Annotated in this window: 23 protein-coding genes; 7 read left to right on the top strand and 16 right to left on the bottom strand. The window is 51.3% G+C overall.

What is annotated here, in order from left to right; all coding sequences use genetic code 11:
- Positions 1–46: 46 nt before the first annotated feature.
- Positions 47–985: an aldose 1-epimerase gene (locus DFER_RS25100; RefSeq protein WP_015814480.1), complete on the top strand. Its 939-nt coding sequence runs from the start codon at positions 47–49 to the stop codon at positions 983–985.
- Here the strand turns inward: DFER_RS25100 and DFER_RS25095 are convergent.
- From DFER_RS25095 to DFER_RS25070, 6 genes are all read right to left on the bottom strand, one after another.
- A complete protein-coding gene (locus tag DFER_RS25095) occupies positions 926–2,107 on the bottom strand; it encodes a nucleotidyltransferase domain-containing protein (protein ID WP_015814479.1) in 1,182 nt (393 codons plus the stop codon). The genes DFER_RS25100 and DFER_RS25095 overlap by 60 nt on opposite strands.
- A 1-nt stretch (position 2,108) precedes the next feature.
- Positions 2,109–3,026: a phosphoenolpyruvate carboxykinase (ATP) gene (locus DFER_RS25090; RefSeq protein WP_229206109.1), complete on the bottom strand. Its 918-nt coding sequence runs from the start codon at positions 3,024–3,026 to the stop codon at positions 2,109–2,111.
- A 20-nt stretch (positions 3,027–3,046) separates the two neighbouring features.
- Entirely contained in the window at positions 3,047–3,487 is a 441-nt protein-coding gene (locus DFER_RS25085) for a lasso peptide biosynthesis B2 protein (RefSeq protein WP_015814477.1), read from the bottom strand.
- Between the two features lie 3 nt (positions 3,488–3,490).
- Positions 3,491–3,757: a PqqD family protein gene (locus tag DFER_RS25080; RefSeq protein WP_015814476.1), complete on the bottom strand. Its 267-nt coding sequence runs from the start codon at positions 3,755–3,757 to the stop codon at positions 3,491–3,493.
- Between the two features lie 61 nt (positions 3,758–3,818).
- A complete protein-coding gene (gene amaB / locus DFER_RS25075) occupies positions 3,819–5,357 on the bottom strand; it encodes an L-piperidine-6-carboxylate dehydrogenase (RefSeq protein WP_015814475.1) in 1,539 nt (512 codons plus the stop codon).
- A 6-nt stretch (positions 5,358–5,363) separates the two neighbouring features.
- Complete coding sequence (locus DFER_RS25070) at positions 5,364–6,428, bottom strand: saccharopine dehydrogenase family protein (protein ID WP_015814474.1); 1,065 nt, start codon at positions 6,426–6,428, stop codon at positions 5,364–5,366.
- A 112-nt stretch (positions 6,429–6,540) separates the two neighbouring features.
- On the opposite strand from DFER_RS25070, the gene DFER_RS25065 reads away from it, so the two are divergent.
- Positions 6,541–7,755 (top strand): BaiN/RdsA family NAD(P)/FAD-dependent oxidoreductase, encoded by a 1,215-nt coding sequence (locus DFER_RS25065; protein ID WP_015814473.1) that lies wholly within the window; start codon positions 6,541–6,543, stop codon positions 7,753–7,755.
- On the opposite strand, the gene uvrC is transcribed toward DFER_RS25065, so the two are convergent.
- The 4 genes from uvrC to porW are packed head-to-tail and all read right to left on the bottom strand — an operon-like array spanning position 7,752 to position 15,336.
- Positions 7,752–9,563: an excinuclease ABC subunit UvrC gene (gene uvrC, locus DFER_RS25060; protein WP_015814472.1), complete on the bottom strand. Its 1,812-nt coding sequence runs from the start codon at positions 9,561–9,563 to the stop codon at positions 7,752–7,754. The genes DFER_RS25065 and uvrC overlap by 4 nt on opposite strands.
- 16 nt (positions 9,564–9,579) lie before the next feature.
- Positions 9,580–10,722, bottom strand: a complete 1,143-nt coding sequence (locus DFER_RS25055; protein WP_015814471.1) for a glycerate kinase — start codon at positions 10,720–10,722, stop codon at positions 9,580–9,582.
- 18 nt (positions 10,723–10,740) lie between these two features.
- A complete protein-coding gene (locus DFER_RS25050; RefSeq protein WP_015814470.1) occupies positions 10,741–13,038 on the bottom strand; it encodes a transglycosylase domain-containing protein in 2,298 nt (765 codons plus the stop codon).
- 51 nt (positions 13,039–13,089) lie between these two features.
- Entirely contained in the window at positions 13,090–15,336 is a 2,247-nt protein-coding gene (porW, locus tag DFER_RS25045; protein WP_015814469.1) for a type IX secretion system periplasmic lipoprotein PorW/SprE, read from the bottom strand.
- Between the two features lie 115 nt (positions 15,337–15,451).
- Between porW and DFER_RS25040 the strand changes: the two genes are divergently transcribed.
- From DFER_RS25040 to atpH, 5 genes are all read left to right on the top strand, one after another.
- The gene (locus DFER_RS25040; RefSeq protein ID WP_015814468.1) at positions 15,452–15,679 is read left to right on the top strand and encodes an AtpZ/AtpI family protein; all 228 of its coding nucleotides are present in this window, start codon (positions 15,452–15,454) and stop codon (positions 15,677–15,679) included.
- 406 nt (positions 15,680–16,085) lie between these two features.
- Complete coding sequence (gene atpB, locus DFER_RS25030) at positions 16,086–17,180, top strand: F0F1 ATP synthase subunit A (RefSeq protein ID WP_015814466.1); 1,095 nt, start codon at positions 16,086–16,088, stop codon at positions 17,178–17,180.
- 45 nt (positions 17,181–17,225) lie between these two features.
- Entirely contained in the window at positions 17,226–17,489 is a 264-nt protein-coding gene (gene atpE / locus DFER_RS25025; RefSeq protein WP_019942415.1) for an ATP synthase F0 subunit C, read from the top strand.
- 146 nt (positions 17,490–17,635) lie between these two features.
- Positions 17,636–18,130, top strand: coding sequence for a F0F1 ATP synthase subunit B (gene atpF / locus DFER_RS25020; RefSeq protein WP_229206108.1), 495 nt, complete (start codon positions 17,636–17,638; stop codon positions 18,128–18,130).
- 23 nt (positions 18,131–18,153) lie between these two features.
- Positions 18,154–18,690 (top strand): ATP synthase F1 subunit delta, encoded by a 537-nt coding sequence (atpH, locus tag DFER_RS25015; protein WP_015814463.1) that lies wholly within the window; start codon positions 18,154–18,156, stop codon positions 18,688–18,690.
- 54 nt (positions 18,691–18,744) lie between these two features.
- Here atpH and DFER_RS25010 read toward each other — a convergent pair whose 3' ends face one another.
- The 6 genes from DFER_RS25010 to DFER_RS24985 all read right to left on the bottom strand — a co-directional run bounded on the left by DFER_RS25010 (position 18,745) and on the right by DFER_RS24985 (position 26,482).
- Positions 18,745–19,638: a sugar phosphate isomerase/epimerase family protein gene (locus DFER_RS25010; protein WP_015814462.1), complete on the bottom strand. Its 894-nt coding sequence runs from the start codon at positions 19,636–19,638 to the stop codon at positions 18,745–18,747.
- Between the two features lie 30 nt (positions 19,639–19,668).
- Positions 19,669–21,360 (bottom strand): carboxylesterase family protein, encoded by a 1,692-nt coding sequence (locus DFER_RS25005; RefSeq protein WP_015814461.1) that lies wholly within the window; start codon positions 21,358–21,360, stop codon positions 19,669–19,671.
- A gap of 96 nt (positions 21,361–21,456) precedes the next feature.
- On the bottom strand, positions 21,457–23,997 hold the full coding sequence (locus DFER_RS25000) for an ATP-dependent Clp protease ATP-binding subunit (RefSeq protein WP_015814460.1): 2,541 nt from the start codon (positions 23,995–23,997) through the stop codon (positions 21,457–21,459).
- Between the two features lie 68 nt (positions 23,998–24,065).
- Positions 24,066–24,725, bottom strand: coding sequence for a WbqC family protein (locus DFER_RS24995; RefSeq protein WP_229206107.1), 660 nt, complete (start codon positions 24,723–24,725; stop codon positions 24,066–24,068).
- A gap of 106 nt (positions 24,726–24,831) precedes the next feature.
- Positions 24,832–25,458, bottom strand: a complete 627-nt coding sequence (locus DFER_RS24990) for an L-threonylcarbamoyladenylate synthase (RefSeq protein WP_015814458.1) — start codon at positions 25,456–25,458, stop codon at positions 24,832–24,834.
- A gap of 31 nt (positions 25,459–25,489) precedes the next feature.
- Positions 25,490–26,482: a glycosyltransferase family 2 protein gene (locus tag DFER_RS24985; RefSeq protein ID WP_015814457.1), complete on the bottom strand. Its 993-nt coding sequence runs from the start codon at positions 26,480–26,482 to the stop codon at positions 25,490–25,492.
- Positions 26,483–26,534 lie beyond the last annotated feature (52 nt).

Here is a 26,534-nt window from a genome sequence, read left to right as displayed (position 1 = left end):
TTTTTACAGATGTACATTCATTTTTTACCCTAAACCTTCAAAGCAGATGTCCTTTGAAATTTTCAAGCAGCAATTTGGCGACCTCACCGAATATGTCATACACGACACCACTACCGAAAACCGCTGCGTAATCATCCCCGAACTGGGTGGGATTGTCCGTCAGCTCTCGTTACGGAAAGGGCTCACGCTCTTCTCGCTACTCAAAACACCCGCCACACCGGCCGCGCTGTTGGCCGATACAAAAAGTGCCAGCGAATTACTGTTCCCGTTCGCAAGCCGCATTCCGGAAGGTAAATACAAGTTTTTGGGTAAAAATTATGAATTGGATAAAAACGAGGACGGCGGCTTGAACGCAATTCATGGCCTAGTCCGGAAGAATCATTTTCATCTCGACGAGCAGGCTATTCATGCGGATCACGCATACATCCAGCTGTCCTACACGATCGATAATGCCAAAGGCTATCCATTCCTGGTTCACTTTTCAGTGCGCTACACCCTGCATGCAGACGGTCGTTTTGAGGTAAAATATGAAGCCAAAAACAATGGACAGGCACCCGCGCCGGCTATGTTCGGCTGGCACCCCTACTGGATGCTCGGCAACGAGGATGTGGAAGCCTGGAAAATTAATATTCCCTCGAAACGCCTCGTGACGTTCAATGAAAACCTCATTCCGGTTGGCACGGAGCCATTCGAGATGGCGATGCCGGCGCTGCTGCATCGGAGAGAGTTCGATAATTGCTTCATTGTAGATGCCGGTCCGTACGCTACCACGGAGCTGATCTCGAAAAACCAGGATGTAACGCTTCGCATTGAACAGGAAACGGAGAAATTCAAATACCTGGTCGTATATACGCCGCCTGCGCGCGACTGCGTAGCCATCGAACCGCTTACGGCCAACGTCGATTCGTTTAACACCGGAGAAGGGCTACAAATTCTGGCGCCCGGCCATAGCATTGACGGCACGATCACCGTCCGCCTCGTTTAACGGCCGTTTTTTGTACCAGATCATCTTGTGCCTCAGCAATCTCCAGTGGGTAAGGTAACCCAGGTGTGCCGCGACAATGGATAGTTTATCCGACCATCTGTCGCGGTACCTTATATTATAGAAGAAAATCCGCCAAGTTTTGGTTTTGAGGGCCGGCCGTTCATTCTCCCAGTGCGTCAGGATTTCCTGTAAAAAATCCTGCGAAGGATAGCCTGGGCCTGCTCCCGCCTGAGCGAGGTAATCGCGGCCGGTAAGACAGCCTGCCACGCCCAGTGATTCGAGCAGTAGTTTGTGGAAGCCTTTCTCCCGCGTAATGCGGCTAACATAGGCCCAATCCAGCGTCGCCGCCGACTTATCCAGCAACCGCACAAAATCCGCCATGTATTTCAATTTATCCCACTGCTCCACCCCACCGTGGTGAATGACCATCATCATGAGCTGAATTTCCATTGGCGGCACAAGCACCGATTTTCCCATCATGCTGAACGCGACACGCTGACCGGCCAGTTCATCCCATGTGAAATTGTAGCAATAGCGGGGATAGGTGCAATTCCACTGTATTTCAAGCGATTGTAATGTATGGTCCTGCAAAGGAGTTAATGGCAGCTGATAATCCGTATCAAGGTAATCGCCCACTACGGCTTTTTGCTTCAAAAGATAATGGCGGTAACTATCCGCCGCAAAGCCTTCGTCCAGCAGCACGTCCAGGCTTTTGGAGACATCATTACGGTCGACGAAATAGTCGATATCGCCAAACTCGCGCGAGGCGGGCTTATCGTAAAGCATCCACGCCCAAAGCGCGCCTTTCATGGGAAATACTTTAATGCCATTGTCGGCCAACCTGTTGTACAGCCGCACGCAGATGCCCAGAAAGGCCATGTTGGTAACAGCCTGCCCAAGCGTAAATTCGCGGAGCGAACGCAGCACGGGGGCGGGCAGGTCCAGCGACTTCTCCGCGGCATGTTCGAATGCGAGCGGCCTTATCTGATGCCATTTGGCCAGTGCTAGGTATTTTTGCGGGTCAAAAGGAGCATTTCCGACTGAAAACGGCTGGTGGTCCGACGGCCTGACTGCCGCTTCCACCAGGTAAGCCAGTTCTCGGGAAATTTCGATCCGCTGCATATCATTCCGCGATTAGCTGTTCACGGATACTGTCCTCAGCCCATTTTTCGAGCTTTTCAAAACCTTCCGGACGTCTTCTCCGAAGCACTTCGGCCGACCGGGCACATTGCAGGCTTTGGAAGAAATGTCTTTTCAGATTTTTATCGGCGATGAGGGACGCGGGCAATGGAAAATTGCGCAGCATTTCGCCGGGTATTTCGGCAATGCCCAGGTTCTGAAATTCAGGTTTGTTCCTCGCTTTGTGCAGAAAAAAGACCTTTTTAAGCGGAACAGGCTGTGCAGTAAACTGCTCGCGGGGCTGGTAAGCGTATTTATTAACTCCTTCACTCACCGGTTCCAAGTCCGACGGATCATATTGCAGCCCGGCTACCGTTCTTTCCCAAATCTTCAATTGCGGATAAGCGGGCAAGATAAATGGCTTCCCCGCTTCGTCAAAAGTGATCGCCGTAAGGTCGTCGCTCAACAATCTGCAACCGGCTTTGATAAACGCCGCAGCTGTGCTCGACTTCCCTGCACCGGGCATTCCCATGAAGCACCAGGCCTCCTCACCCACCACCACCGCGCTCGCATGCAGCAAAAAGTGCCCTCTTTGAAACAAAATGAGTCCTAATGCTTCGCTTACCGTAAAAAGGCTAATGATATCCGGGTCGGATGCGACGGGAGATACGACCAGCTCGTTACCGCCCGACGCTTTGAAAGATGCCACGTTGGGCCAATTCAGGTACAATGCCTGGCTCTCGTCCTCACCGAACGCAGCTTTAATGCCCCTTCGGAAAATGCGGGTGGGATGCATGGCTGGCAGGCGGACCTCGCCTTTGCGGATATAGATTTCGGCTACGGAATGCGCGTCGCCTTCGGCCAGTTCGGGCAAGGAAATTTCTGAATGGATATGAAGCCCGAAAGCGATGTAATAATGCATGTGTGTTGATTCAAAATTAATCATTCCCAAACCCAGAGCCGCTTGTAGGAAACGGTTTCAGGCCAGCGCCCGATAATAATGTTGCCGTTTTGCTCCACCCAGGCATGCGCCTCGAATTGTTTCGCGGGATTGATCTCTATTCCGATTTCAAGGGTTAGTGCAGGGAAATTACGAAGCAGGTATTTGGTGGCGAGCGCCCTGGGAAGGCACAAAAGTTCTAACGGCAGGAGATTGGCAGCAGTGTCGACAGCCCACACGGTCCGCTGCGTAAGACCCGGATCGGGTTCCTGCAACCGGCTGGGGCTGCTTAGCCGATGGTACCATTTTCTGAACGTCGGGAAGGGTAGCAGTACGAGCCCGGCTTTAATCCAAAGCAAGCACCAGGTTGCCCGCAGAAAAATCCATTTCTCCGGTCCGGACAAGTTCCGCCATCTCCGTATCAGCTTACCGATTTTGCTCAAAACCTATTGGATTGTTTCAACCAGCCCTTCCGAAATCAGCTCCTGCAACAGCGCGTCGATATCGCTTTGGCAGTCGCCGGGATCTACCTCATATTCATTGGTCACTACCTCGCACAGCGCTTCGATGGTCTGCGGCCCTTGTTCCAATGTGTCCCAGATCAGGACCCCAACTTCATCGAGACCATAATATGCGCCTTTGTTGTGGTTGAGAATTACTGTTTCCCCGGCAACCTTGGACGAAATCTGTTCAGATGTAAGCTGGTATTTCATTGGTAAAGTTTAAACTAAATGAATTGTGTGAAACCGCATAGTACAAAGTTAGAAATTTTAATTAGTCAATCTCAAACTTTATTCCCTGTGCCAATGGCAGCGCCGTTCCGTAATTGATCGTATTCGTTTGCCGCCGCATATAAGCTTTCCAGGCATCCGACCCCGACTCCCGGCCGCCGCCCGTTTCCTTTTCCCCGCCAAATGCACCGCCAATTTCAGCGCCGGAAGTACCGATATTGACATTTGCAATGCCGCAATCGGAGCCCGTGTGCGAGAGAAACCGCTCGGCATCGCGCAAATCCATCGTAAAAATGGCTGACGAAAGACCCTGCGGCACATCGTTTTGAACGGCAATAGCCTCATCTACATCATGATAGCGGATCAGATATAAGATCGGGGCGAAAGTTTCGTGCTGCACCATGGCCCAGTGGTTTTCCACCTCCGCAATACACGGCGAAACATAGCACCCCGACGCATAAGCATTCCCTTCCAGCACGCCCGGCTCCACGGCAAACGTCCCGCCCGCCTGCCTGATTTCCTCCACGGCTTTTTCATACTGCATTACCGCATGCCGGTCGATCAGCGGACCGACGTGATAGGCTGGATCGAGTGGATTACCAATTTTTAACTGGCCGTAGGCGCTTATCAAACGGGTTTTCACTTCGTCGAAAATAGAATCATGGACGATCAGCCTGCGGGTAGATGTGCAACGCTGCCCGGCCGTGCCCACCGCGCCGAATACGATGGCGGGGATCGCTACTTTCAAATCCGCGCTGGGCGTGACAATAATCGCATTGTTCCCCCCGAGTTCGAGCAGGCTTTTTCCCAGTCGGCGAGCCACCTGCTCCCCTACCGAACGGCCCATCGGAATGCTTCCCGTGGCCGACACGAGGGCGATCCGGGTATCTTGCGCAATCCATTCACCCACCTCCCGGCCGCCAGTCACCACGCACGACACGCCCTCGGGCAAGTCATTGTCCCTCAGCACAGACAGGATAATTTGCTGGCAAGCAAGGGCAGTCAGCGGTGTTTTTTCCGAAGGCTTCCACACGCACACATTGCCGCACACCCAGGCGATCATCGCATTCCAGGACCATACGGCCACCGGGAAGTTGAACGCCGTAATAATGCCGGTAATGCCCAGCGGATGCCACTGCTCGTACATGCGATGCTGCGGGCGCTCGCTGTGCATCGTGAGGCCGTAAAGCTGCCTTGAAAGTCCGGTAGCAAAATCACAGATATCGATCATCTCCTGCACCTCGCCCAAGCCTTCCTGCGCACTCTTGCCCATTTCATAACTGACAAGCGTACCCAGCTCGTGCTTACGCTCCCGCAATTGATCGCCCATTTGCCGTACAATATCTCCGCGCCTGGGCGCCGGTATGCTGCGCCATTTTTTGAATGCAAGCGCAGCCGCTTCCACCGCCCGGTCGTAATCCTCGCTGGCAGCCTGGCGCACCGCCCCTATTTTTGCACCATCCACCGGCGAGAACGATTCATTTAATGCGCCGCCGCCCTCCCAGCTGGCCGTCCCGGTAGTTACGCCGTGGTTTTCGGTCCGGATGCCTAGTCTATTTAGAATATCAACAATGTCCGTCATAGCGCCTCAATCGTTGTTTTGCGTAAAGTACCAGCCGTTCAGGGTTTTGAAAAAATCGTCCAGCAGAATGTCTTCCTGCCTGACAAAGCCCCTGTCCGGCAATACACCGTCGGCCACCATTTCCACTACCGACGCGATGGAAGCCGCGGTAGTCCAGGAAATAGCCCGCCAATGCTGGCCATCAATTTCAATGGGATGGTAAGCGCGGTAAAATTCTTCCCGTTCTAGGTGATCGCCTTTCCAGCCCTCCACCACGGCATACACATACACCACATCCTGTTGCACGGGCGGCTTGGCTTCCGTCAGGATTTCCTCTACCAATGCCCGCTTGTCTTTCAGGCACAGCTCATATAGCAGGAAGCGCATCAGGCTGCAATGCCCGGGGTAGCGGATGGTTTTGTAATTCAATGTATCCACCTTGCCTTCGAGCGTCTCGCACATGGTAGCGAGGCCGCCGGAAGTGCTGAATGCTTCAAACTCCTGTCCTTCAATATTGATCATCTCGGTCCCTTCCAGCGAGGGCACCATTTTCCGCACGCCGTTGTGGATCACCTCGGCGTCGTTGAGGTACTCGTTCACCACGCCGGCAGGCGACCAGGTGAAGGAATAGCCCATCAGGCCGTTCGGATAGCGGGGCAATGCACCCACGCGAAGCTCGATATCACGGATTTTGGTAAAACGTTTGGCCAGATCCATGCCTACGATACCGATAAAGCCCGGCGCCAGGCCGCATTGCGGCGCCAGTACGCTGCGGCTATCCTGCGCCATTTCGCGGATGGCGGCAGTTGTTGGCACGTCTTCGGTCAGATCGAAATAATGAATGCCCGACTTATGTGCCTGGCGCGCAATGGGAAGGTTCAGGTTGTAGGGCATGCACGACACCACGGCATCGAAGCCCATTAACACACTTTCTACAAAGAGGGAATCGTTCACATCGCCGGTCACCACCTGAAACGGCAGTGCAACGGCGGGCTGGGCCCTATCGACGCCCGTCACGAGGAACCGCTTGCTCAGCAAAGTGCCCACCAGCGAGCCTACCTTTCCCAAGCCGATTACAAGTACTTTTTGCATGTATAGTTATAGGTGGTTTTAGTTGAAATATTTGAAGCTCTTTTGAAAGATAGAAAAAGAAATTGCAGTTTTTAAAACTTCCATGGCATTTTTGTAGGACAAACAAAGCATTATGACAATCACCATCGTGGGCGGGGGCGCCTCTGGTTTTATGGCCGCCATCACCGCCGCCGAAACGTTTCCGGAAGCACGGATAACCATTCTCGAAAAGAGCAGGACAGTCCTGAACAAAGTCCGCATTTCCGGCGGCGGCCGGTGCAACGTCACGCACAAGCCCCACGAATTGCGGCATTTTATCAAAAATTACCCGCGGGGCGAAAAGCTGCTCCGCAAACTTCTCCCCCGTTTCGACGCCGATGCTACCGTGCAATGGTTTGAGAAAAAAGGGGTTGCATTAAAGACCGAACCCGACGGGCGCATGTTCCCTACCTCGGACTCTTCGCATACGATCATCGAATGCCTGATCAAAACAGCCCGAAACCTCAATATCGAAATCAGGACGAGCATGCATGTGGATTCTTTTGAAAAAACAGGGGATGCATTCGAATTGAAAATCGTCAATGGAGAGCCCATTACCACCGATCGCTTATTGATCGCTACCGGAGGCTATCCCAGAGCGGAAAGCTTCGACTGGTTGGAAGAACATCGGCACGGCATTGTACCGCCGCTGCCTTCATTGTTTACATTCAATACGCCTGATAACTATCTCCTGCCGCTGGCTGGTGTAGCCGTGAAAGATGCAGGGGTAAAAATAGCCGGTACAAAGCACGAATGGCGCGGGCCGCTGCTGATTACGCATTGGGGGTTCAGCGGGCCGGCCGTGCTGAAACTCTCGGCCTGGGGCGCACGAGACCTTGCGGAAAAAGATTACCATTTCACCTGCCGGATCAACTGGCTGCCTGGTATGAAGGAACAGGACGTGCGCGACTTTTTGCTGGCCGAAAAAACGAATACCAGCAAACAACAGATCACCTCCCACGCCCGGTTCGGCCTGCCCTCGCGGCTCTGGAAAGCTTTTGCAGAAAAAGCGGAGATCGCGGACACGCTGCGCTGGGGCGACGCGAGCCACAAGGTGCTGAACCGGATGACCGAACTTCTGACAAACAGCCAGTTCGAGGTGAAGGGCAAAACGACTTTCAAGGAAGAATTTGTGACCTGCGGAGGCATTGCCCTGGCAGATATCGACCCCGAAACGTTGCAAAGCCGTTCTTTACCCGGACTCTTTTTCGCGGGAGAAGTGATGGACGTAGACGGTATCACGGGCGGTTTCAACTTCCAGAATGCCTGGACGACCGGCTACGTCGTGGGAAAAAGCATTGGTCTTTAAACCCCGGCAATGGTGTCGAAATAGGCCCTTACCTTTTTCGCCCTGTCGAGGCCGACAAGGTCCGTAAGCGTTTCCAGCGAGCTTTCGCGGATCGCGCGCACGGAGCCGAAATGTTTCAGGAGCTTGGTGGCGGTTACTTTTCCAACGCCTACCACGCCTTCCAGTTCACTCACGAGGCTTGCCTTGCTCCGCTTGTCGCGGTGGAAGGTGATTGCAAACCGGTGCGCTTCGTCGCGGATTTGCTGGATCAGTTTCAGGGATTCGGACCGCTTATCAATGTACAATGGCAGCGGATCTTCGGGAAAATAGATTTCCTCCAACCTTTTGGCAATGCCGATAATGGGCACCTGGCCGTAAATGCCGAGACTCTTCAATGCATCACAAGCCGCACCGAGCTGGCCTTTACCGCCGTCGACCACGATCAGGTCGGGCAGCGGCTGTTCTTCGGCGATCAACCGGAGGTAGCGGCGGCTCACGATCTCGTTCATGGAAGCAAAGTCATTCGGGCCGATCACGGTTTTGATATTGAAATGCCGGTAATCCTTTTTAGAAGGCTTCCCGTCTTTGAAACACACCATCGAAGCCACCGGGTTGGTGCCCTGGATATTGGAGTTATCAAAACATTCGATATGCCGCGGCAGCGTTTTGATCTGCAAATCGGCTTTGAGACGGATGAGCACACGGTCCTTTTTGGAGGTAGTGGCCGAGGCTTCCACTTCGCGGCGCTCGGTACGTTCCCTTCTGAAATACATCACGTTTTTCATGGACATATCGAGCAGCTTCTTCTTGTCGCCGATTTGCGGCACCGTCACATCCAGCCGCATATCCAGGTCCGGTTTCAGGTTCGAAACCAGCTCCCTGGCCTCCGAACCGTATGTGGAGCGCATTTCGACAATCATCATCGCAAGGATTTCCAGGTCGCTTTCGTCGAGCTTTTTCTTTACTTCGAGCGTCTGCGTGGCCACCATGTAGCCCTGTTTGATCTTCATGAAGTTCAGGTAGGCGGCCTCGTCGTCGGAAACGATGGTGAGCACATCGATGTTGCCGATGCGCGGGTTAATGACCGTCGCCTTGCTCTGGAAGTTCGATAAATGTTCGATTTTCGTTTTCCAGGCGTGGGCTTTTTCAAAAGCCATCTGCTCGGCAGCTTCCAGCATTTTCTCTTTGAAATACTGCTGGGGCGACGACAGGTTGCCTTTCAGGATATTATGCACCTGTTCTATTTCCGCATTGTACTCATCCTGGCCCTGGAAACCCTCACAAGGCCCTTTGCAGTTACCAATATGGTATTCGAGGCACACTTTAAACTTTCCCGCCTCGATATTCGACTTATTGAGCGGCAACTGGCACGACCGGATCTGGTACAATGCCTTGAACATATCCAGTAAAGTGTGCATCGACCGCAAGTTGGCGAACGGGCCGTAGAATGTGCCCTTCGTCCGGTCCATATTGCGGGTCGGGAACACGCGCGGGAATGGCTCATCGGTCACACAAATGAACGGGTAAGTCTTGTCGTCTTTGAGAAGGATGTTAAACTTGGGCTGCAACTGTTTGATCAGCTGATTTTCCAGCAGCAATGCGTCCCACTCACTCAACACGATGGTATACTCGATCCGGCGAATCTGGCTCACGAGCCGTCTGGTCTTGCGATCGTGCTGGTTATTTTTGGAAAAATAACTCGAAACCCGGTTGCGCAGGCTCTTTGCTTTTCCTACATATATGACCTCGCCGGTTTCATCGAAATACCGGTACACGCCGGGATCGAGAGGAATTTTGGCAAGTTCTTCTTTATAATTGAATTCAGACATTGATTGTGATTTAGGACTAAACGGCGCCCCTGTTGAAGAAAAACAACCGCACTAATTGAAAAGTTGCGTCGCTTACGAGCTGAAATGCCTCATTTTGGGCGGCATTCAGGTCCATCGGGCGATTGAGCACCGATACTGCATAGGTCATGCCAGCGGCTTTGGCCTGCTCGGGGGTGATCTGCAATGTACCGCACACCACCGCCAGCGGCACATGATGGCTCCTGCACAGGCCCGCGAGCCCTTTCACTACTTTGCCTGCCAGCGTTTGCTCATCCACCTTGCCCTCGCCGGTAATCACGAGGTCGGCGTGCTCCACCAGCGAAGCGACGTTGCATTGTTCCATTACAATGCTGATACCGTCTTTCAGCGTCGCATTCAGGAACCACATGCAGCCGGCGCCCAGGCCACCGGCAGCGCCTGCACCGGGTACGAGGCTCACGTCCCGCCCGAATACGCGCGTGGCCACCTGCGCGAGATTTTGCAACCCATGGTCCAGTTCGACCACCATTTTTGGATCGGCACCTTTTTGCGGGCCGTATACAAATGCAGCCCCGTCTTTGCCGAATAGCGGGTTAGTCACGTCGCAAGCCACCACCACCGACACCAATGCAAGCCTGGGATCGGCATTATGGACGTCAATCGACGCGATTTTGCCGAGCGACTGACCGTTTGGAAGCAGCGTGTGGCCATCCTTATCCTTGAATGCAAATCCCAGCGCCTCGGCCATGCCGATTCCGCCGTCGGTTGTGGCGCTTCCGCCGATGCCCAGGATGATCGTTTTAACACCTTTGTCCAATGCATCGACAATGAGCTGCCCTGTTCCGAATGTGCTGGTCAGCAGCGGGTTTCGTTCTTCGGTTTTCAAAAGTCCGAGGCCCGAAGCCGCTGCCATTTCGATGAATGCCACGTGGTGGTCGGCGGAAATGCCGTAGGTCGCTTTCAGGGGGCGGTTCAGCGGGTCGAGGGCTGTTACCGTCACTTCCGAGCCATTGGCTTGTTGTGTCAATATCTTCGAAGTCCCTTCACCACCGTCGGCCAGCGGGATCGACGTCACTTTTGCATTTGGAAATGCTTTTCTAACGCCGTTTTCAATGGCATTGCAAACTTCCGCCGCTTCCAGCGAGCCGCGAAACTTGTCGGGGGCAACGAGAATATTCACGCTCAGGGATTAAATGTGTCAGAACAAAACGCCTTCGTCGTCATTTCTGGAAGGCGGGATATAGGTATCGGTACTATCCGTTGTCACGCCGCCGCATTCACGCACGTAGTTTTCAGGTTTGTTAAAAGGCATTTTACGGTACTGGACCAGTGTGGGATCGGCATATACTTTTTGCATAAACAAGCCCCAGGCCGGCATCGCAATGCGGCCGCCCTGGCCGTAGGCGATGGTGCGGAAGTGGATACTGCGGTCTTCGCCACCGACCCAGATGCCCGACACGAGGTTTTGGGTCATGCCCATAAACCACCCATCGGAATAATTGGATGTGGTACCTGTTTTGGCGGCGATTTCGTTGCCCTCCGTCACGCCGTACTGACGCAGGCGGCCAGCCGTTCCGCCCGGATCTTCCACCGCACCGCGCATGAGGTACAGCATGTTATAGGCCATATTTTCGCTGATCTCCTGATTTTGCTTTTGGAAAAATTCCTGTAAAACATTGCCGTAGCGATCTTCTATACGCAATATTGTCATCGGTTCCGTCCGGTGGCCGCCGTTCGCAAACGCGCAATAGGCACCCACCATTTCATACACCGACACATCACTGATACCCAAACAAAGCGATGGCACTTCCTGTAATTTGGAAGTAATGCCTAGCTTGTGCGCATACTCCACCACAGCTTTCGGCCGCACCATTTTCATCAGGTAAGCGCTCACCGTGTTCACGGATTTCCCCAAAGCCTGCCGGAGCGACAGCGATTGGTAAGAATACTTGTTATTGGAGTTCTTCGGCGACCATCCCCCCGGTACGCCGTCGGAGAGCCCGAAGAAAATGGGCTGGTCGGTCACATGATCGCAAGGAGTCAGGAAGTTTTTATCCAATGCAGAAACATATACGAACGGCTTGAAAGTAGAACCCGGCTGCCGGGAACCCTGCTTGACGTGGTCGTATTTGAAATATTTGAAATTAATACCTCCTACCCACGCCTTCACGTGGCCGTTGCGCGGGTCCATGGACATCATCCCCGCGCGCAGGAAGCGTTTGTAGTAGGCAATGGAATCCAGCGGGCTCATTACCACCTCTTTCTCTCCGTTCCAGGTGAATACCTTCATTTTGTAAGGTTTCCGCATGATTTTCCACGCTTCTTCTTCGCCCAGGTCGCGTTTGAGGGAAATGAAATGCGGCGAGCGGCGGGCGGCGGTGTTGATAAAGCCGGGAATTTCCTTGCCATTGTCGAAAGTCCAGGGATTGCGGCCTTTCCAGTGTTCGTCGAACAGCTTTTGCTGCGTTTTCATGTGCTCGGTAAGCGCCTGCTCCTGGTAGCGCTGAATCCGCGAGTCGATGGTGGTGTAAATGCGCAACCCGCTTGTGTACAGGTCGAGGTCGGTGTCGTGCTCTTCGTTATAGAGTTTCACCCAGCTTTTGAGATATCCCCGCATAGACTCGCGGAAATACGGCGCCAGGCCGGTGTTATGGCTGTCGACCGTGAAATTCAGTCCCAGCGATTTATCCTTAAACTTGTTAAAATCCTCCTCGCGGATGTATTCGTACTTGTACATCTGCGCGAGCACCGTGTTTCTCCGGTTTAATGCATTCGTCGGGAAGCGCAATGGGTTGAAGAGCGTCGGGTTTTGCAGCATTCCTACGAGCAATGCCGCTTCGGTCACATTCAGGTCCCAGGGTTCTTTGTCAAAATAGGTTTTGGAAGCGACTTTAATTCCATAAGTGTTATTTCCAAACGATACGGTGTTCAGGTACATCTGCATGATCTCCTGCTTGGTATATTTCCTTTCGAGGATCACGGCCAGCACCCATTCCTTCGTTTTGGCAATCACGATACGCACGACCGGAATTTTACCGAGCAATCCTTCATACTCCTCCGAGCGCGTGTTGAAAAGGTTTTTGGCCACCTGCTGGGTGAGCGTACTGCCACCACCCGAGCTGGAACTTCCGGACACCACCCCTTTGAACACCCGCAGCAAACTACGCGGGTCGATGCCGGAATGGTTCACGAAACGGGCGTCTTCCGTCGCCACGAGTGCGTCGATCAGATTAGGGGAAATCTGGGCAATGTCGATGGGCGTCCTGTTTTCAAAAAAGTATTTTCCCAGCGACTTGCCGTCCTCGCTGATGAGCTCCGATGACAGCTCGCTTTTCGGGTTTTCGAGCGTTTTCAGGTCGGGCATTCCGCCGAACAACCATAAGAAATTGAAACTGACGGCGACAATGTAGAATATGATCAGACCCAGTCCAAGGCCAACAAACCGCCAGAGACGGATAATGGTACGCCGATACTTTCCGGGTTGTAATTCAATCATAGATGTGGGGTGATAGGTTACTGTAAAAGGCAAATATACGATTTCAGCCTATTATCTTTTGCCCATCGAAAGCGAATTGAGTTCCTGCATTTCTTTGAGGCGAGGCAGGTAAACACTGTTGGGATACAGCCTTATGAATTCCGTGATGGCCTGAGTGTAAGCCTCTTTGCCCCGCACTTTACCGATCAAGAAAACGCGCAGCAATGCAAATTTATCTTCCAGCGAACTGCCTTTGTACGACGGCAGGTTTTTCTCGATTTCTTCCAGCGCACGGGTATGGTTACCATCTGCGTAGAGCTTGTACATAGCTTCGTACTCCTTGGTCGCATTGCCGGAAGTCCCCTCGGTGTCGGCCGATTTGTTCACCAGCCTCGCATACGTTGAATTGGGATATTCGCTCAGCAGCTTCGATTTCCAGGAATCCTTCTGTGCCGCATTTTGCTCATTGCTCAGGAACAGCAGGTAATAGATCTCATCTTTATATTCGGTTTTGGGATATTCCGAAAGCACCCGTTCGAATGCGGCAATCGCACGGTTGGATTCTTTGAGATCGAAGCGGTAAATCTTTCCTAGGTTGTACAGCGCTTCTTCCTTGTTCTTTTGGGAAACTGCAAATGCCGTGTCGGTGAGCGGTACGTTTCGTTTCAACTGGTCGTGTACCTGCTGCCAATCGGCTGTGCCTTTGGTCAAGCCCGAATTATCCTGACCTGACTGCGCTACCCCCGTGCTATCGGTGCCGCCGGCTGCATTGTTGCCTGCCGTTGAACGCAACGGACGGCTGCTGCGGCGCCAGTCGTCTTCCAGCGGACGGTTGCCCCAGGTACGTTTAAAATCGATTTTACCTTTATTCACCAGCGCCGGGTCGTACAGCTCCCACCGCCGCTCGCCGCCATTCACCAGCGGGTTGCCGCCGCCTTGCTGCAAGCTGGCATTCTGTGCTGCGATTTGTGCCTTACGAGCTTTTTCTTCCTCTTCCAGACGTTTTTTCTCCCTGGCTTCAATAATCGCGTCGATTTTGTTGTCAAGCGCTGCCGGGTTCATTTTCGAGAGTTTTTGCAAGCTATCCTCGGTCGAAACGATGGTGTATTGCGTCACGAAATTGTCCAGGGCACGCTTCCGGTCCGCTACGAGGCGATATTCCGGCGCTTGCTGCGGCAGAATGGCCAGCGCGCTGTCATAATAGGCTTTGGACATTTCAAAATTTTCCAGCGCTTCATATTGAATGCGGGCCAGTTGCAGATAGGTGTAAGCCTTTTGCTGCATATTCCCTTTCGATGCCGCGGCGGCTTGTTGCAGGTAGCTGATTGCCTCCGGGATCTGCTTTTTGTGCTCGGCGAGCAAACCCATCGTGAAATAGACGCGGTCTCTCAGGTCGTCGTTCTTGCGGTCGCGGAGCATTTTATCAAAACCTACATTCGTCAGGTCGCGCCCGGGGTTGAGCACCACCTCGTTTTGCAGGGAATTCATGGAAGAATAAAAGCCAAGGTCGTAATTGGGCTTATTCTTACTTACTCCTTTATAATGTTTATTAGCCAATGCATACTGGCCCAGCCGGTCGTACATCTGCGCCGCCGCGAAATGAATGCGGGCGGTTTCGGTCGATTTTTTCAGGAGCGGGAATGTCTCTTCCAGGATGGCTACGGAAGTGAGGTACTCGCCGTTTTGCTGGTGCAGATATGCCTTAGTAAGGTAAAAATCGCGCTGCGAGGTTTTGTTCAGCGGTTGCTGGCTGAGGTATTCGGCCACGCCGAGTGCATTGGAATAGTCCTTATGCTCGATGTAGGCGCGCATGAGCAGAATGAGCGCATTGTTCTTGTCGTCTTCATCACGCCCGTTGGCGTATACGTACCGTAGGGCTTCCAGGCCGTCGGCCCATTCTCCGAGGTACAGCCGGGCTTTTCCCAGGAGAATGTAACTGTTATCGATCCATTTACTGTTCTGATGTTTTTCGGCCACGATCGACGCTTTTTTGATCGCGTCCTGCAACTTGGGTTTCACCGCCTGCGCGCGCACCGAATCCATAGGAAGGAGGATCGGCAGCAGCTGGTTATAGTTCTCCTTGTAGGCCTTTTGCATTTCGAACTCGGCTTCCAGCATATCCTGCTCGGCCATGAAATAGGCATTATAACGCGCCGCTACATTGTGAAAAGTGATCGCGCCGGGCCGGGAGCTGTATTGCGAACACGCTGCCACGACGGCGATCAGGCCAAGTAACGGTAATATGCGTCGGATATGGGAGGTAAAACGGTCGATCACGAAATTGACTTTATGGCGCGCCCGGTTGGTCCGGGACAGCAAACGTAAAACGGTATTTTAAACAAATCCGTATCGAAGATAATGCCATTTGCAAAATTTGAAGCAATTTTACCCCGATATTCTACCATTGTTTTTCAACTGATACGGGGAGTTACGCATGATGGAAGACCCCAAAAAGCCGACAGACAAAGGCCAGGCGTCGCGCTTCCTGAAATACTCGGGCATGGCCACGCAGATGCTGGGCACCATTCTGGCATTCACCTATGGCGGTTACAAGCTCGACGAGTGGCAGCAAAACAAGGTGCCCGTTTGGACGCTGGTGCTTTCGCTCGTTTCCATTGCCGCCTCGCTCTATCTTTTGATACGAAGTTTTACCAAACAATAGTCTGCCCCGCCGGGCTACCCGCATGCTACGTACCCTCATCGCGAGCATTTTACTGGGAATTGTATTTTTCCTTGCTCAAAGATTCGACGCCGATTCTTTTCTACACCCTTATATATGGTACATTCTCGTATTCTTTTTTGGGCTGGCGTTCCTGGCACACCGGCTGATGGAATTCGGAATGCGGAACAACCGTGAGAAATTTGTCACATTTTACATTTCCACCATCGTTGCGAGGATCATTCTGAGCCTGATTTTCATCGGACTTTTTTTATACAAGGGGCTAACTGATTCATTCCTATTCGTTATCAACTTTTTTGCACTCTATTTATTTTATACATGCTTTGAAATATATGGTTTGTATCGTAACTTGCGCCGCGATTGACAAAGCATAGTATTTCAAGCATTTATGTATACCCATCTGAGACGGTTTTTTACTATCGCCCTTGTAGCGGCAACATGCGTTTTTAACCTCCCGGCCCGCGCCGACGAACCTACTCAGCACGAGTCCGGCTCGGTTGCCCAGGCTGTGAATGAGGAAGAGCATAAAATTGAACATAAGCTTGAAGAGCACGAGGAAGAATTCAACATCGGCGAGATGATCATGCACCACATTGCTGACTCGCACGAATGGGAATTCACCCACGGAGTGGTACTTCCGCTCCCCGTGATTCTCTACTCCGCCGACCGCGGTATCGAGGTGTTCTCCTCGGCCAACTTCCACAACGACCACCACGAATACAATGGCTACCATCTTGTACATGGTGATTCAGAGCAGATTGTGCCGGTGGACGAATCCCGCAAAATCTACGACTTCTCGATCACCAAGAACGTAGCTTCGATGCTCATCAGCGCAGTGATCCTGATCCTCGTTTTCACGGGCGTTGCGAGCTTCTACAAAAACGGCAAAGGCAAAGCGCCGAAAGGCTTCGCTTCCGCCATGGAAGTGATCATCCTCTTCATCCGCGACGAAGTGGTGAAGCCGAACGTAGGCCCGAAATACGAAAAATACCTGCCTTACCTGCTCACGTTGTTCTTCTTCATTCTGATCAACAACATCATGGGTCTGCTTCCAGGCTCGGCTAACCTTACAGGTAACATCGCCGTAACGCTTACACTGGCAGTACTTACTTTCATCGTGGTGCATTTGAATGCCAATGGTAATTACTACAAACACCTTCTGGCACCTACCGGCGTACCCGCTCCGCTGTTGATCATCATGATCCCGGTTGAAATCGTGGGTGTGTTCATGAAACCATTCTCATTGATGGTCCGGTTGTTCGCCAACATCACCGCAGGTCACATTATCCTTTTGAGCCTTTTCGGTCTGATCTTTATTTTCCAAAGCTTCGTGATCGCCCCGGTAATCTCCCTGTTCGCATTGTTCCTGAACTTTATCGAGATCATGGTAGCGTTCATCCAGGCATTCATCTTCACACTATTGTCGTCCATGTACATCGGAAGCGCTATCGAAGAGCATAGCCACGCCGACCACGGACATTGATTTGAATCTCTTTTTTATTAATTATATTTTAAAACAAACACAATTATGTTGCTTCAAATTTTGCTTCAAGCTGCTGAACAAGGTGGTGCAGGTCTTGCAGTTTTCGGTGCTGCTATCGGCGCAGGTCTTGCTGCTATCGGTGCAGGTCTTGGTATTGGTAAAATCGGTGGTAGCGCTGTTGAAGGTATCGCCCGTCAACCGGAAGCTGCTGGTGCAATCCAAACTGCTATGTTGATCATCGCGGCCCTTATTGAAGCGGTAGCGCTTTTCGCAGCGGTAATCTGTCTGCTTATCTCTTTCAAGCTGTAATAGCTTCCGAAAGGGGAACGCCGCCCCGGCGCGCTAGGCCCGGACGCGGTGGAAAACATTCTCGTGGGAGCATTAGGCTTCCACGAAATTTTAATAAGAAGAGAGAAGATTTCAGATCGTTCTTACACTCAAAAACTCATTTAACTATGTCATTGCTTACTCCAAACCCAGGCCTTATTTTCTGGATGCTGGTAGTATTTTTGCTGGTAGTGTTCATCCTGGCCAAATTCGCCTGGAAACCTATCCTCAAAGGTTTGAAAGACCGTGAAAACGAAATTCAGGGTGCTTTGGACCTGGCAGAAAAAACCCGTGCTGAAATGGCACAATTGAAGTCGGACAACGAAAAACTGATCGCTGAGGCCAACGCCATCCGTGACCAGATCCTTCGTGACGCGAAAGATGCTGCCGACAAGACCATCGCCGAGTCAAAAGACAAAGCAGCTGTGGAAGCACAAAAGATCATTGACTCTGCCCGCGAAACCATCCGCAACGAACAAGCGGTGGCCGTAAGCAAAATCAAACAGGAAGTAGCTACGCTTTCATTGGAAATCGCTGAGAAAGTATTGCGCCGCGAATTGGCTGACAAGGCAGCACAGGAAAAACTGATCGCTGACCTCGCAACATCTGCACGTTTGAACTAATCAGCATTTAAAATCTCATTCCGATGTCAGTAAGTATTGTAGCATCCAGATATGCAAAATCGCTGATCGAGCTGGCGAAAGAACAGAACGTTCTGGACACCGTGTATCAGGATATGCTGCTGTTCAAAGACACAGCAGACAAGAACCGCGGCCTGATGCTTGCATTGAAAAGCCCGGTGGTGCGTCACGAGAAGAAATCAGGCATTCTGAAAGGCCTTTTCAAAGAGCGTGTAAGCCCCGTATCATTCGCGATCTTCGATATTATCACGAAGAAAAACCGGGAGGCGATCCTGGACGAAATCGCGATCGAATTTATCAAAGCCTATAACAGCTTCAAGGGAATCGAAAGAGCGACGGTGGTAACCCCTACCCCGCTGACCGACGAACTTCGCAAGCAATTCAGCGATATTGTTGCCAAAGCAACCGGAAAAACGGTAGAACTGGCCGAAAAAGTAGACAATGCTTTGATCGGCGGATATGTGTTGACAGTGGGCGACCGCCAGATCGACGCATCGCTGCGCAGCCGTTTGAACGAACTTAAATTACAGTTAGTAAACTGAAATTTTTATCTGCATAATTTGGAAGACCCGGCTGCTATGCGGCCGGGTCTTTTTTTATGCTAAACTTTCATCTTCACTACATTCTTGTAGCTTGTTTCGATCGCTTGCACCGGGCGGCACCTTTGCCACGTCCTGCTCCACAAAGAAATGCGTGAGGCCCGCGAGTTTGCGGTTTGCGAAGATCTTGGCGAAATCAATGGAACCGGTCCCTACCTCGGCAAACGAGCCGTCTTTCTTATCCATATCCTTCACGTGCCACAGCGGGAAACGGCCGGGATACTTCTTAAATAATGCAACCGGGTCCAGACCTGCTTTCACGATCCAGTACAAATCCAGTTCGAGCTTCACAAGCTTGGGATCGGTTTTGCCGGCAATGTAATCGTACGGCAGCTCGCTGCCGATTTTCTTGAATTCGAAGTCGTGGTTGTGGTAACCGAATTGCAAGCCTGCTTTCTTGGCCACTTCACCCGATTTGTTGAACAGGTCCACATAGCTCTTGTATTGGTCGATCGTCTTGCGCTCCGATTCGGTCAGGTACGCGCAGTTCACGTACTTCTGGCCCAATTCAGCGGCATCGTCCACTGCTTTTTGCCAGCCATTGCTCAATGTACCTTTGGCGGTTTTGTTCTCGACACCGGCACCGTAATGGCCGCTTACAGGGTTCAAACCAAGGTCGCCGAGGATCTTCTTCATTTCCTTGGCCGTTTTGCCAAAGAATTTGCCGTCAGAATAGCCGTAAAGCTCCACTTCTTTATATCCGATCGCCGACACCTTTTTCAGCGTGCCCAGCAGGTCTTTCGATATTTCATTACGAAGTGTGTACAGTTGCAAACCGATTGGCGAGGGGGCCTTTACATCCAGGTTCAGTTTGGAGAACATGGGAGCAGCCAATGCAAATGCGCTGGCTTTGAGGAACGATTTCCGGGAAATCTTTTCGTTGTAATCCATGGGTTAAGATTCGAAAAATTTAAAAATAAACTACGGGGTAATATCAACGGCGCCGGAGGCCGAAAGCTTGCGCTTCGTATCGTCATCAAGCTTCCATTCCTGCGTGAAATAATTGTCGATCAGCAGGTTGGCAGATGAATCTTTGAAGAAAATAATGTCTTTGAATTCTGAGAGCTTGCGATGCATTACCGGTACAAATGGGAAACCTTCGTCCTTCATGCCTGCCCACCAGGGCAAACCGGAGCTGACGGCCACATAATGTCCCTCCACCGGCAGCACGTAAAACAGGCCGTGCGCCGTATCGCCCTTTTTCAAATGCACGGGAAGCTGGTCCGCATATTTGCCGATCAATGCATTACTTTCCTTCGTTCCGAACAAAATCAGGTTGGAACTTTCAATGTCGCTCGGCCGCACATCTTTATCTGCCAGCACACGCGGGAAGAACATCACCCGCCCCAGGAATTCACCACGGTACTGCGACCAGCTGGCAGCCTGCGTAGCAATCTCGACCCGCTTTTTCAGTTCCTCCGGCGACGGATTATCCGCCGTCCCATACACATACACATGCCGTGAGGAGAATGCCGCGTAAATCGGCCCCTCAGCGCCTTTTTTCTTGCCCGTATAAATGGACATGATCGTTGCGCCTTCTACCGCCCACTTGCCCGCCGCCGATTCGCGGAAGAGCGTCACCACGCTATCCGTTTTTGCATTCACATTGGAGCCGTCGATTTTAAGTGCTAATGCAACGCCCGGTTTGAATTTCGGATGGCCTTTCAGGTTCAGAGTAAACTTTTCCAGGTTCTTGGTCGTGATTTCCAGTGCATTTTCTTTAACGAACTTCGCATCAATCTCCGCCAGCTTACCGGTAGCGATCCGGTTGAACGTCACCCAGAATGCCTTGTCGTATTTATATTGTTTACTCACAAAACGGACCTTGTTCGGGTACGGGTTGCGTGTAAAATCCTTGAACCAGTCGAAAATATACTCGTCGTCGTACGCATTCACCCAGCTATCGTGCTTCACGTCCACAAACTCCTTATAGCTCACTTCCGCGCCTAAATCCTGTAACTGGGCAACCCATTTCTGCGTACCTGCCACGGGCACTACCGGGTCGGCGTCGCCGTGGAAGAAATGCACGGGAAAGTTGGTCGCATTGGGCGCGAGGTCGAAAGTACCTGCCGGCGGTGCGGGGCACACGGGCGCAATGGCCGCCCAAATGTCCGGCCGCGTGAGGCCGATCCACAACGTTCCGCCTCCGCCCATGGACAAGCCGGTCAGGTAAGTGCGGTTTTCGTCGATTTTGAAGCGCTTTTTCACATCCGCGAGCACGTCGTACACATCCTGTTCGGGAACGCCCTGGTAGCCGGCTGTTCCGCGCGCATAAGGAGAGGCTACAATGTAATCGACATTCTGCCATTTGGGGAAGTAGCGCGTCGCTTCCACGTCGGTTTCTCCTTCCGCATTGCTCTTGCCGAATACGCGGCGCAATGCCAGACGGTGGTTCGAGCCGGCGCCGTGGAGCATGATCACGAGCGGATACTGTTTGTTTTCGTCGAAATTCTCGGGAAGATACAGGCCATAAGGCTGCTCGGTATCGTCGGCGTCGGAGAAAAATGTGAGGACCTGAGGGCCAGAGGGCAATTTTTGTGCAAACACGTCGGTATTACTTGCTGCAAGAGTGAGCGTTAGGCTCAGCACAGCGCTTTTCCAGTTAGGTCCCATTAGTTATACGAATTTTCGTTGGCTAAATATAAATAAAAAAGGCAGGTCTTTCGACCTGCCTTTCAAGCTACTTTGTGCTTTCGGAGCAATGCAAATCTAGTTTGCGAGCTCTTCTTCTTTTTTGCGAACACTGATAACGAGTTGTTCACTCTTTTCTTCATGATCAGCCACCAGTACATCGCCTTCGCGCAGGTCGCCTTTCAGTATTTCTTCCGCTACGGGATCTTCCAGATATTTCTGGATCGCCCGGTTCAAAGGACGCGCTCCGTATTGCGGATCATAGCCTTTTTCGGACAGGAAGTCTTTCGCAGCGATAGTCAATTCGATTTCGTAACCGAGGCCTTTCACGCGGCTGAACAGTTTGCCCAGTGAAATGTCGATAATGCGGTGCAGATCTTCGCGTTGCAGCGAGTTGAACACGATCACATCGTCGAGACGGTTCAGGAATTCCGGAGAGAATGCTTTACGCAATGCGCTCTGGATAGTTCCTTTCATAATATCGTCCTGGTTTTCGGCTCTTGCTTTGGTCGAGAATCCGATTCCTGTTCCGAAATCTTTCAGGTCACGCGCTCCGATGTTCGAAGTCATGATAATGATCGTATTACGGAAATCGACTCTTCTGCCCAAACCGTCCGTCAGAATACCGTCGTCGAGCACTTGCAGTAGGATATTGAACACATCCGGGTGCGCTTTTTCGATCTCGTCGAGCAGTACTACGCTGTAAGGTTTGCGGCGGATCTTTTCGGTCAGCTGGCCACCTTCTTCGTAGCCCACATATCCCGGAGGCGCTCCCACCAGGCGCGATACGCTGAATTTCTCCATGTATTCGCTCATATCAATGCGCACCAGCGAGTCTTCCTTGTCGAACAGGTAAGTCGAGAGCACTTTGGCAAGCTCGGTTTTACCCACACCGGTTGGTCCAAGGAAAATGAATGAACCGATTGGTTTCTTAGGATCTTTCAAGCCGACGCGTGTACGCTGGATCGCTTTCACGAGTTTCTCGATCGGCGGGTCCTGGCCTATTACCTTGCCTTTCAGTTCGTCGGCCATGTTCAGCAATTTCTTGCCTTCGTCCATTGAAACGTTAGTCACAGGAATGCCAGTCATCATCGCAACTACCTCAGCCACATTTTGCTCTGTTACCGTGTAGCGTTTCTGCTTGGTTTCCTCTTCCCATGCGAGTTTGGCTCTTTCCAGCTGGTCGATCAGTTTTTTCTCACGATCTCTCAATTGAGCAGCCTCTTCGTATTTCTGGCTTTTCACTACCCGGTTTTTCTCCTGTTTGATATTCTCAATTTGCTCTTCGAGCACCAGAATATCCTCAGGAACCGTGATGTTGCTGATATGCACCCGCGCACCTACTTCATCGAGCACGTCAATGGCCTTATCCGGCAGGAAGCGGTCTGTGATATATCTTTCCGAAAGTTTCACCGCCGTGCTGATCGCCTCAGGCGTATAGTTCACATGGTGGTGATCTTCGTATTTGTCTTTGATATTGGTCAAAATCTGAACCGTTTCCTCGATCGAGGTCGCGTCCACCATCACCATCTGGAAACGACGGGCCAATGCGCCGTCTTTCTCGATGTACTGGCGGTACTCGTCGAGCGTGGTAGCTCCGATACATTGGATTTCCCCGCGTGACAATGCCGGCTTGAACATGTTCGAAGCGTCCAGCGAGCCTGACGCACCGCCTGCGCCCACAATCGTGTGGAGCTCGTCGATGAACAGGATCACGTCCGGTGATTTTTCCAGCTCGTTCATCACCGCCTTCATTCTTTCTTCAAACTGGCCGCGGTATTTGGTACCGGCCACGAGCGAAGCAAGGTCGAGCGTCACGACGCGCTTACCGAAAAGCACACGAGATACTTTTTTCTGAACGATCCGCAATGCAAGGCCTTCCGCGATGGCTGTTTTACCCACACCAGGCTCACCGATCAGGATCGGGTTATTCTTTTTACGACGGCTCAGGATCTGGGCTACGCGTTCGATCTCTTTCTCACGTCCGACGATCGGGTCGAGCTTGCCTACTTCCGCCATTTTGGTTAAATCCCTTCCAAAGTTATCCAGGACAGGTGTACGGGACTTTTCAGCACCTTTGGATTCTTTACCGGAAGAAGAGCCGCTTCCACCACCAAACATTCCGCCTCTGGCTTCATCATCCCCGTCTTCGGTCTCCGGCCCCATATGAGGTCTGGATCCGGATGATTGATATTCTAACATTTCCTTGATGACTTCGTAGTTAACATTGAATTTATGCAATATCTGGGTTCCTACATTGTCTTCGTCGCGCAATATCGAAAGAAGCAAATGCTCGGTGCCGATGAGCGTGCTTTTGAAAATTTTAGCTTCCAGATATGTAATCTTCAATACCTTCTCTGACTGCCTCGTCAGAGGGATATTCTGTAAATTTTTAACATTATTCGTGGCTGCACCTTTGGTTGCCTGCTCGATCGTCTGACGCACATCGTCCAGCGACACGCCGAGCTTTTTCAGCAAACCTATGGCTACACCATCACCCTCGCGTATCATTCCTAATAACAAGTGTTCTGCACCAATGTAATCGTGACCCAGGCGGAGGGCTTCTTCCCGGCTCATTGAGATTACCTCTTTCACTCTATTCGAAAATTTTGCTTCCATTGTGTAGCAATAAAAAGTGTTTATTAAATCTTAAACGCTACTTTTTCCCTGTTTGTTCAAAATAGCTTTTATTGAGACTTACAGGATCTTAACAAAACACTTTTTGCTTCCGGCCCCATATTAAACAGTAAATCAACAATACTTAAATTCCCCACAAAATCATTCCCGAAGGTCTGGTAATAAGGTGCAGGGTGGTAATATTTATGCAAATCCGGCTGTTTTCGGTTGTTAATTAGTGATATAGCGTTTACAACGTCATTTTCAGCATTTCCTGCTCCTGACAAATTGTACCGAATGTCTTTTTTTATTCCAGTCAATCTAAGACAAATTGTCAACAATTCATAGTTCAGATCGACGAGATATGGCAGCTTTTTTTCGAAAACGCGGATAAACTCGTGGGCGTAAAACTCGTAAAACGGAGATTTCCCGTAAGCTGACTGCAGGCAACCCAGATGGCGCCTGGTCCAATCCTGGTTATAGTCGATCAGAATTTCTTTTGTGGAGCTCGCTGCCCCGTACCCTTTCACGGGGATCGTCAGCGTATCTATTTTATTGGTAGTGAGCACACTGCACCGGTTCCTGTAAGTCTGCTTCACATACCTCTCCGCAACGTCGATGTAGATCCGGTCGTACTGTAAAATACAAGTGAAATACTCTAGACAAGGCAGATATTGCAATTCAACCCGTACTTCCGAAGATTTTTCCTCTCTAATCAAAAATTCCGACACTATCAAATATGGTAAAGGCTTATGATATTATCAAAAAATTTATAATAATTATTTTGTATGGTCAGCAATGTGCAATACCAACTTAAAATCATTACAATTTCTGATATTACAGGAAGATTGCCGTGTCGCCCAAACCTTCGCGAATGATCTCAAAATCATCACCATCGGCCTTCACAATGGTGGACGCCACATTGCCTCCGTAACCCCCATCCACAACCATATCCACCTGGTGCTGGAACTTCTCGAAAATCAGTTCCGGATCGGTGGAATATTCGATAATCTCGTCGTCATCACGAATGGACGTCGTCACGATCGGGTTTCCTAATTCCTTTACGATCAAACGCGGGATAAGGTTGTCCGGTACACGGATTCCGACCGTTTTTTTGTTCGTATTCAGCAACTTAGGCACATTGCTCGTAGCTTCCAGAATGAAGGTATACGGCCCCGGAAGCACGCGCTTCATGGTTTTGAATGCAGTGTTGCCCACTCTCGCGAAATCGGAGATGTGGCTCAGGTCGTAGCAGATAAATGAGAAGTCGTTCTTCTGCGGTTTGATGCCTTTGATACGGGCTATTTTCTCAACGGCGCGGGTGTTATAAATGTCACACCCCAAACCGTAAACCGTATCGGTAGGATAAATGACCAAACCACCATTTCGCAGGCAATCCACCACCTGACGCACGCGTCGCTCGTCGGGATTCTGTGGGTATATTTTAATAAATTCAGCAGGCATAAGGGAAATTTTACTTTTTGACCTAACAAAATCAAAATGCAAATCCTTCCTGCGGCGCCATTTTTTTTAGATTTTCGATGTAAAAGCGATACGCGAAATTCACCGGCAAATGCAGCCTGCACATCAGGACGATCAGCTCTGTCTGCCAGCCCGGATTCTCGATATAGTTCAATAACCGCCGGAATCGCACCGCCAGGTCAAACTCCTGGGCGTACAGACATTTTCGGATAAATGTACGAATGCGCGCCGCCAAAAGATCGAATTCCTGCTGATCGCGGTTGAGGTCGTAGGCTTTATTGCAAACCGCGTAATAGGATTGCAGCATGCCGCTGCCTTTTTTGTAAACGCCGGTCGAAAGCGAGGTTTTGAGCACCCGCTTTTTTGTGAGTATCTCGTCCAAGTAAAAGTATTTGAAACGGACCGAGGAGCGCACCCAGAAATCGAAATCCTCAAATGCGAGCGTTTCGTCATAGCCGCCGAGCTGCTGCAAGGCCGCCGTGCGCATCATCATGGTAGGCGTGCAAATGAAGTAGCGTTCGAGGATGTTTTTATAAACATCTCCCGAAGGCACGGCATGGGTTGCTTTCCCTTTGCCGTCGGTCGTGTAATGGTTGTGAAGGCCCTGCCCGTTCTTGGCAATGTACCGGGCATTGGTAAACACCACGGCATAGTCGTCTTCCAGCTTCTCGAATGCGGCAACCTGCTTTTCTACGCGGTCGGCAATCATCACATCATCGCCTGAAAGGTCGATCACGTATTTACCCTGCGCTATCGTGAGGCCCTGGTTAAATGCCCTGCAAAGCCCGGCATTGTGCCGGTTGCGGATCACCTGAAATGCCGGCGCCTTAGCCTTGAAAGTTTCGATAATGCCCAGCGTATTGTCCTTGCTTGCATTGTCGATAACGATCAGCTGGATGTACGGGTAAGTTTGATAAAAAACGGAAGTCAATGCTTCCTCAATGTACTTCTCCTGATTAAATGCCGTCAGGATAACTGTAACGAGTGGTTTTTCCAAGTTTGTCATGTCGTGCGCTCCACGCGGGCCCTAGTGTCAGAATACGGAGGGATAAGGGCAC

This window comes from Dyadobacter fermentans DSM 18053 (assembly GCF_000023125.1).
GTDB classification, from domain to species: domain Bacteria; phylum Bacteroidota; class Bacteroidia; order Cytophagales; family Spirosomataceae; genus Dyadobacter; species Dyadobacter fermentans.
The sequence above is the reverse complement of the archived record's forward strand: the minus strand, read 5'-3'. Positions and strand labels throughout refer to the sequence as shown.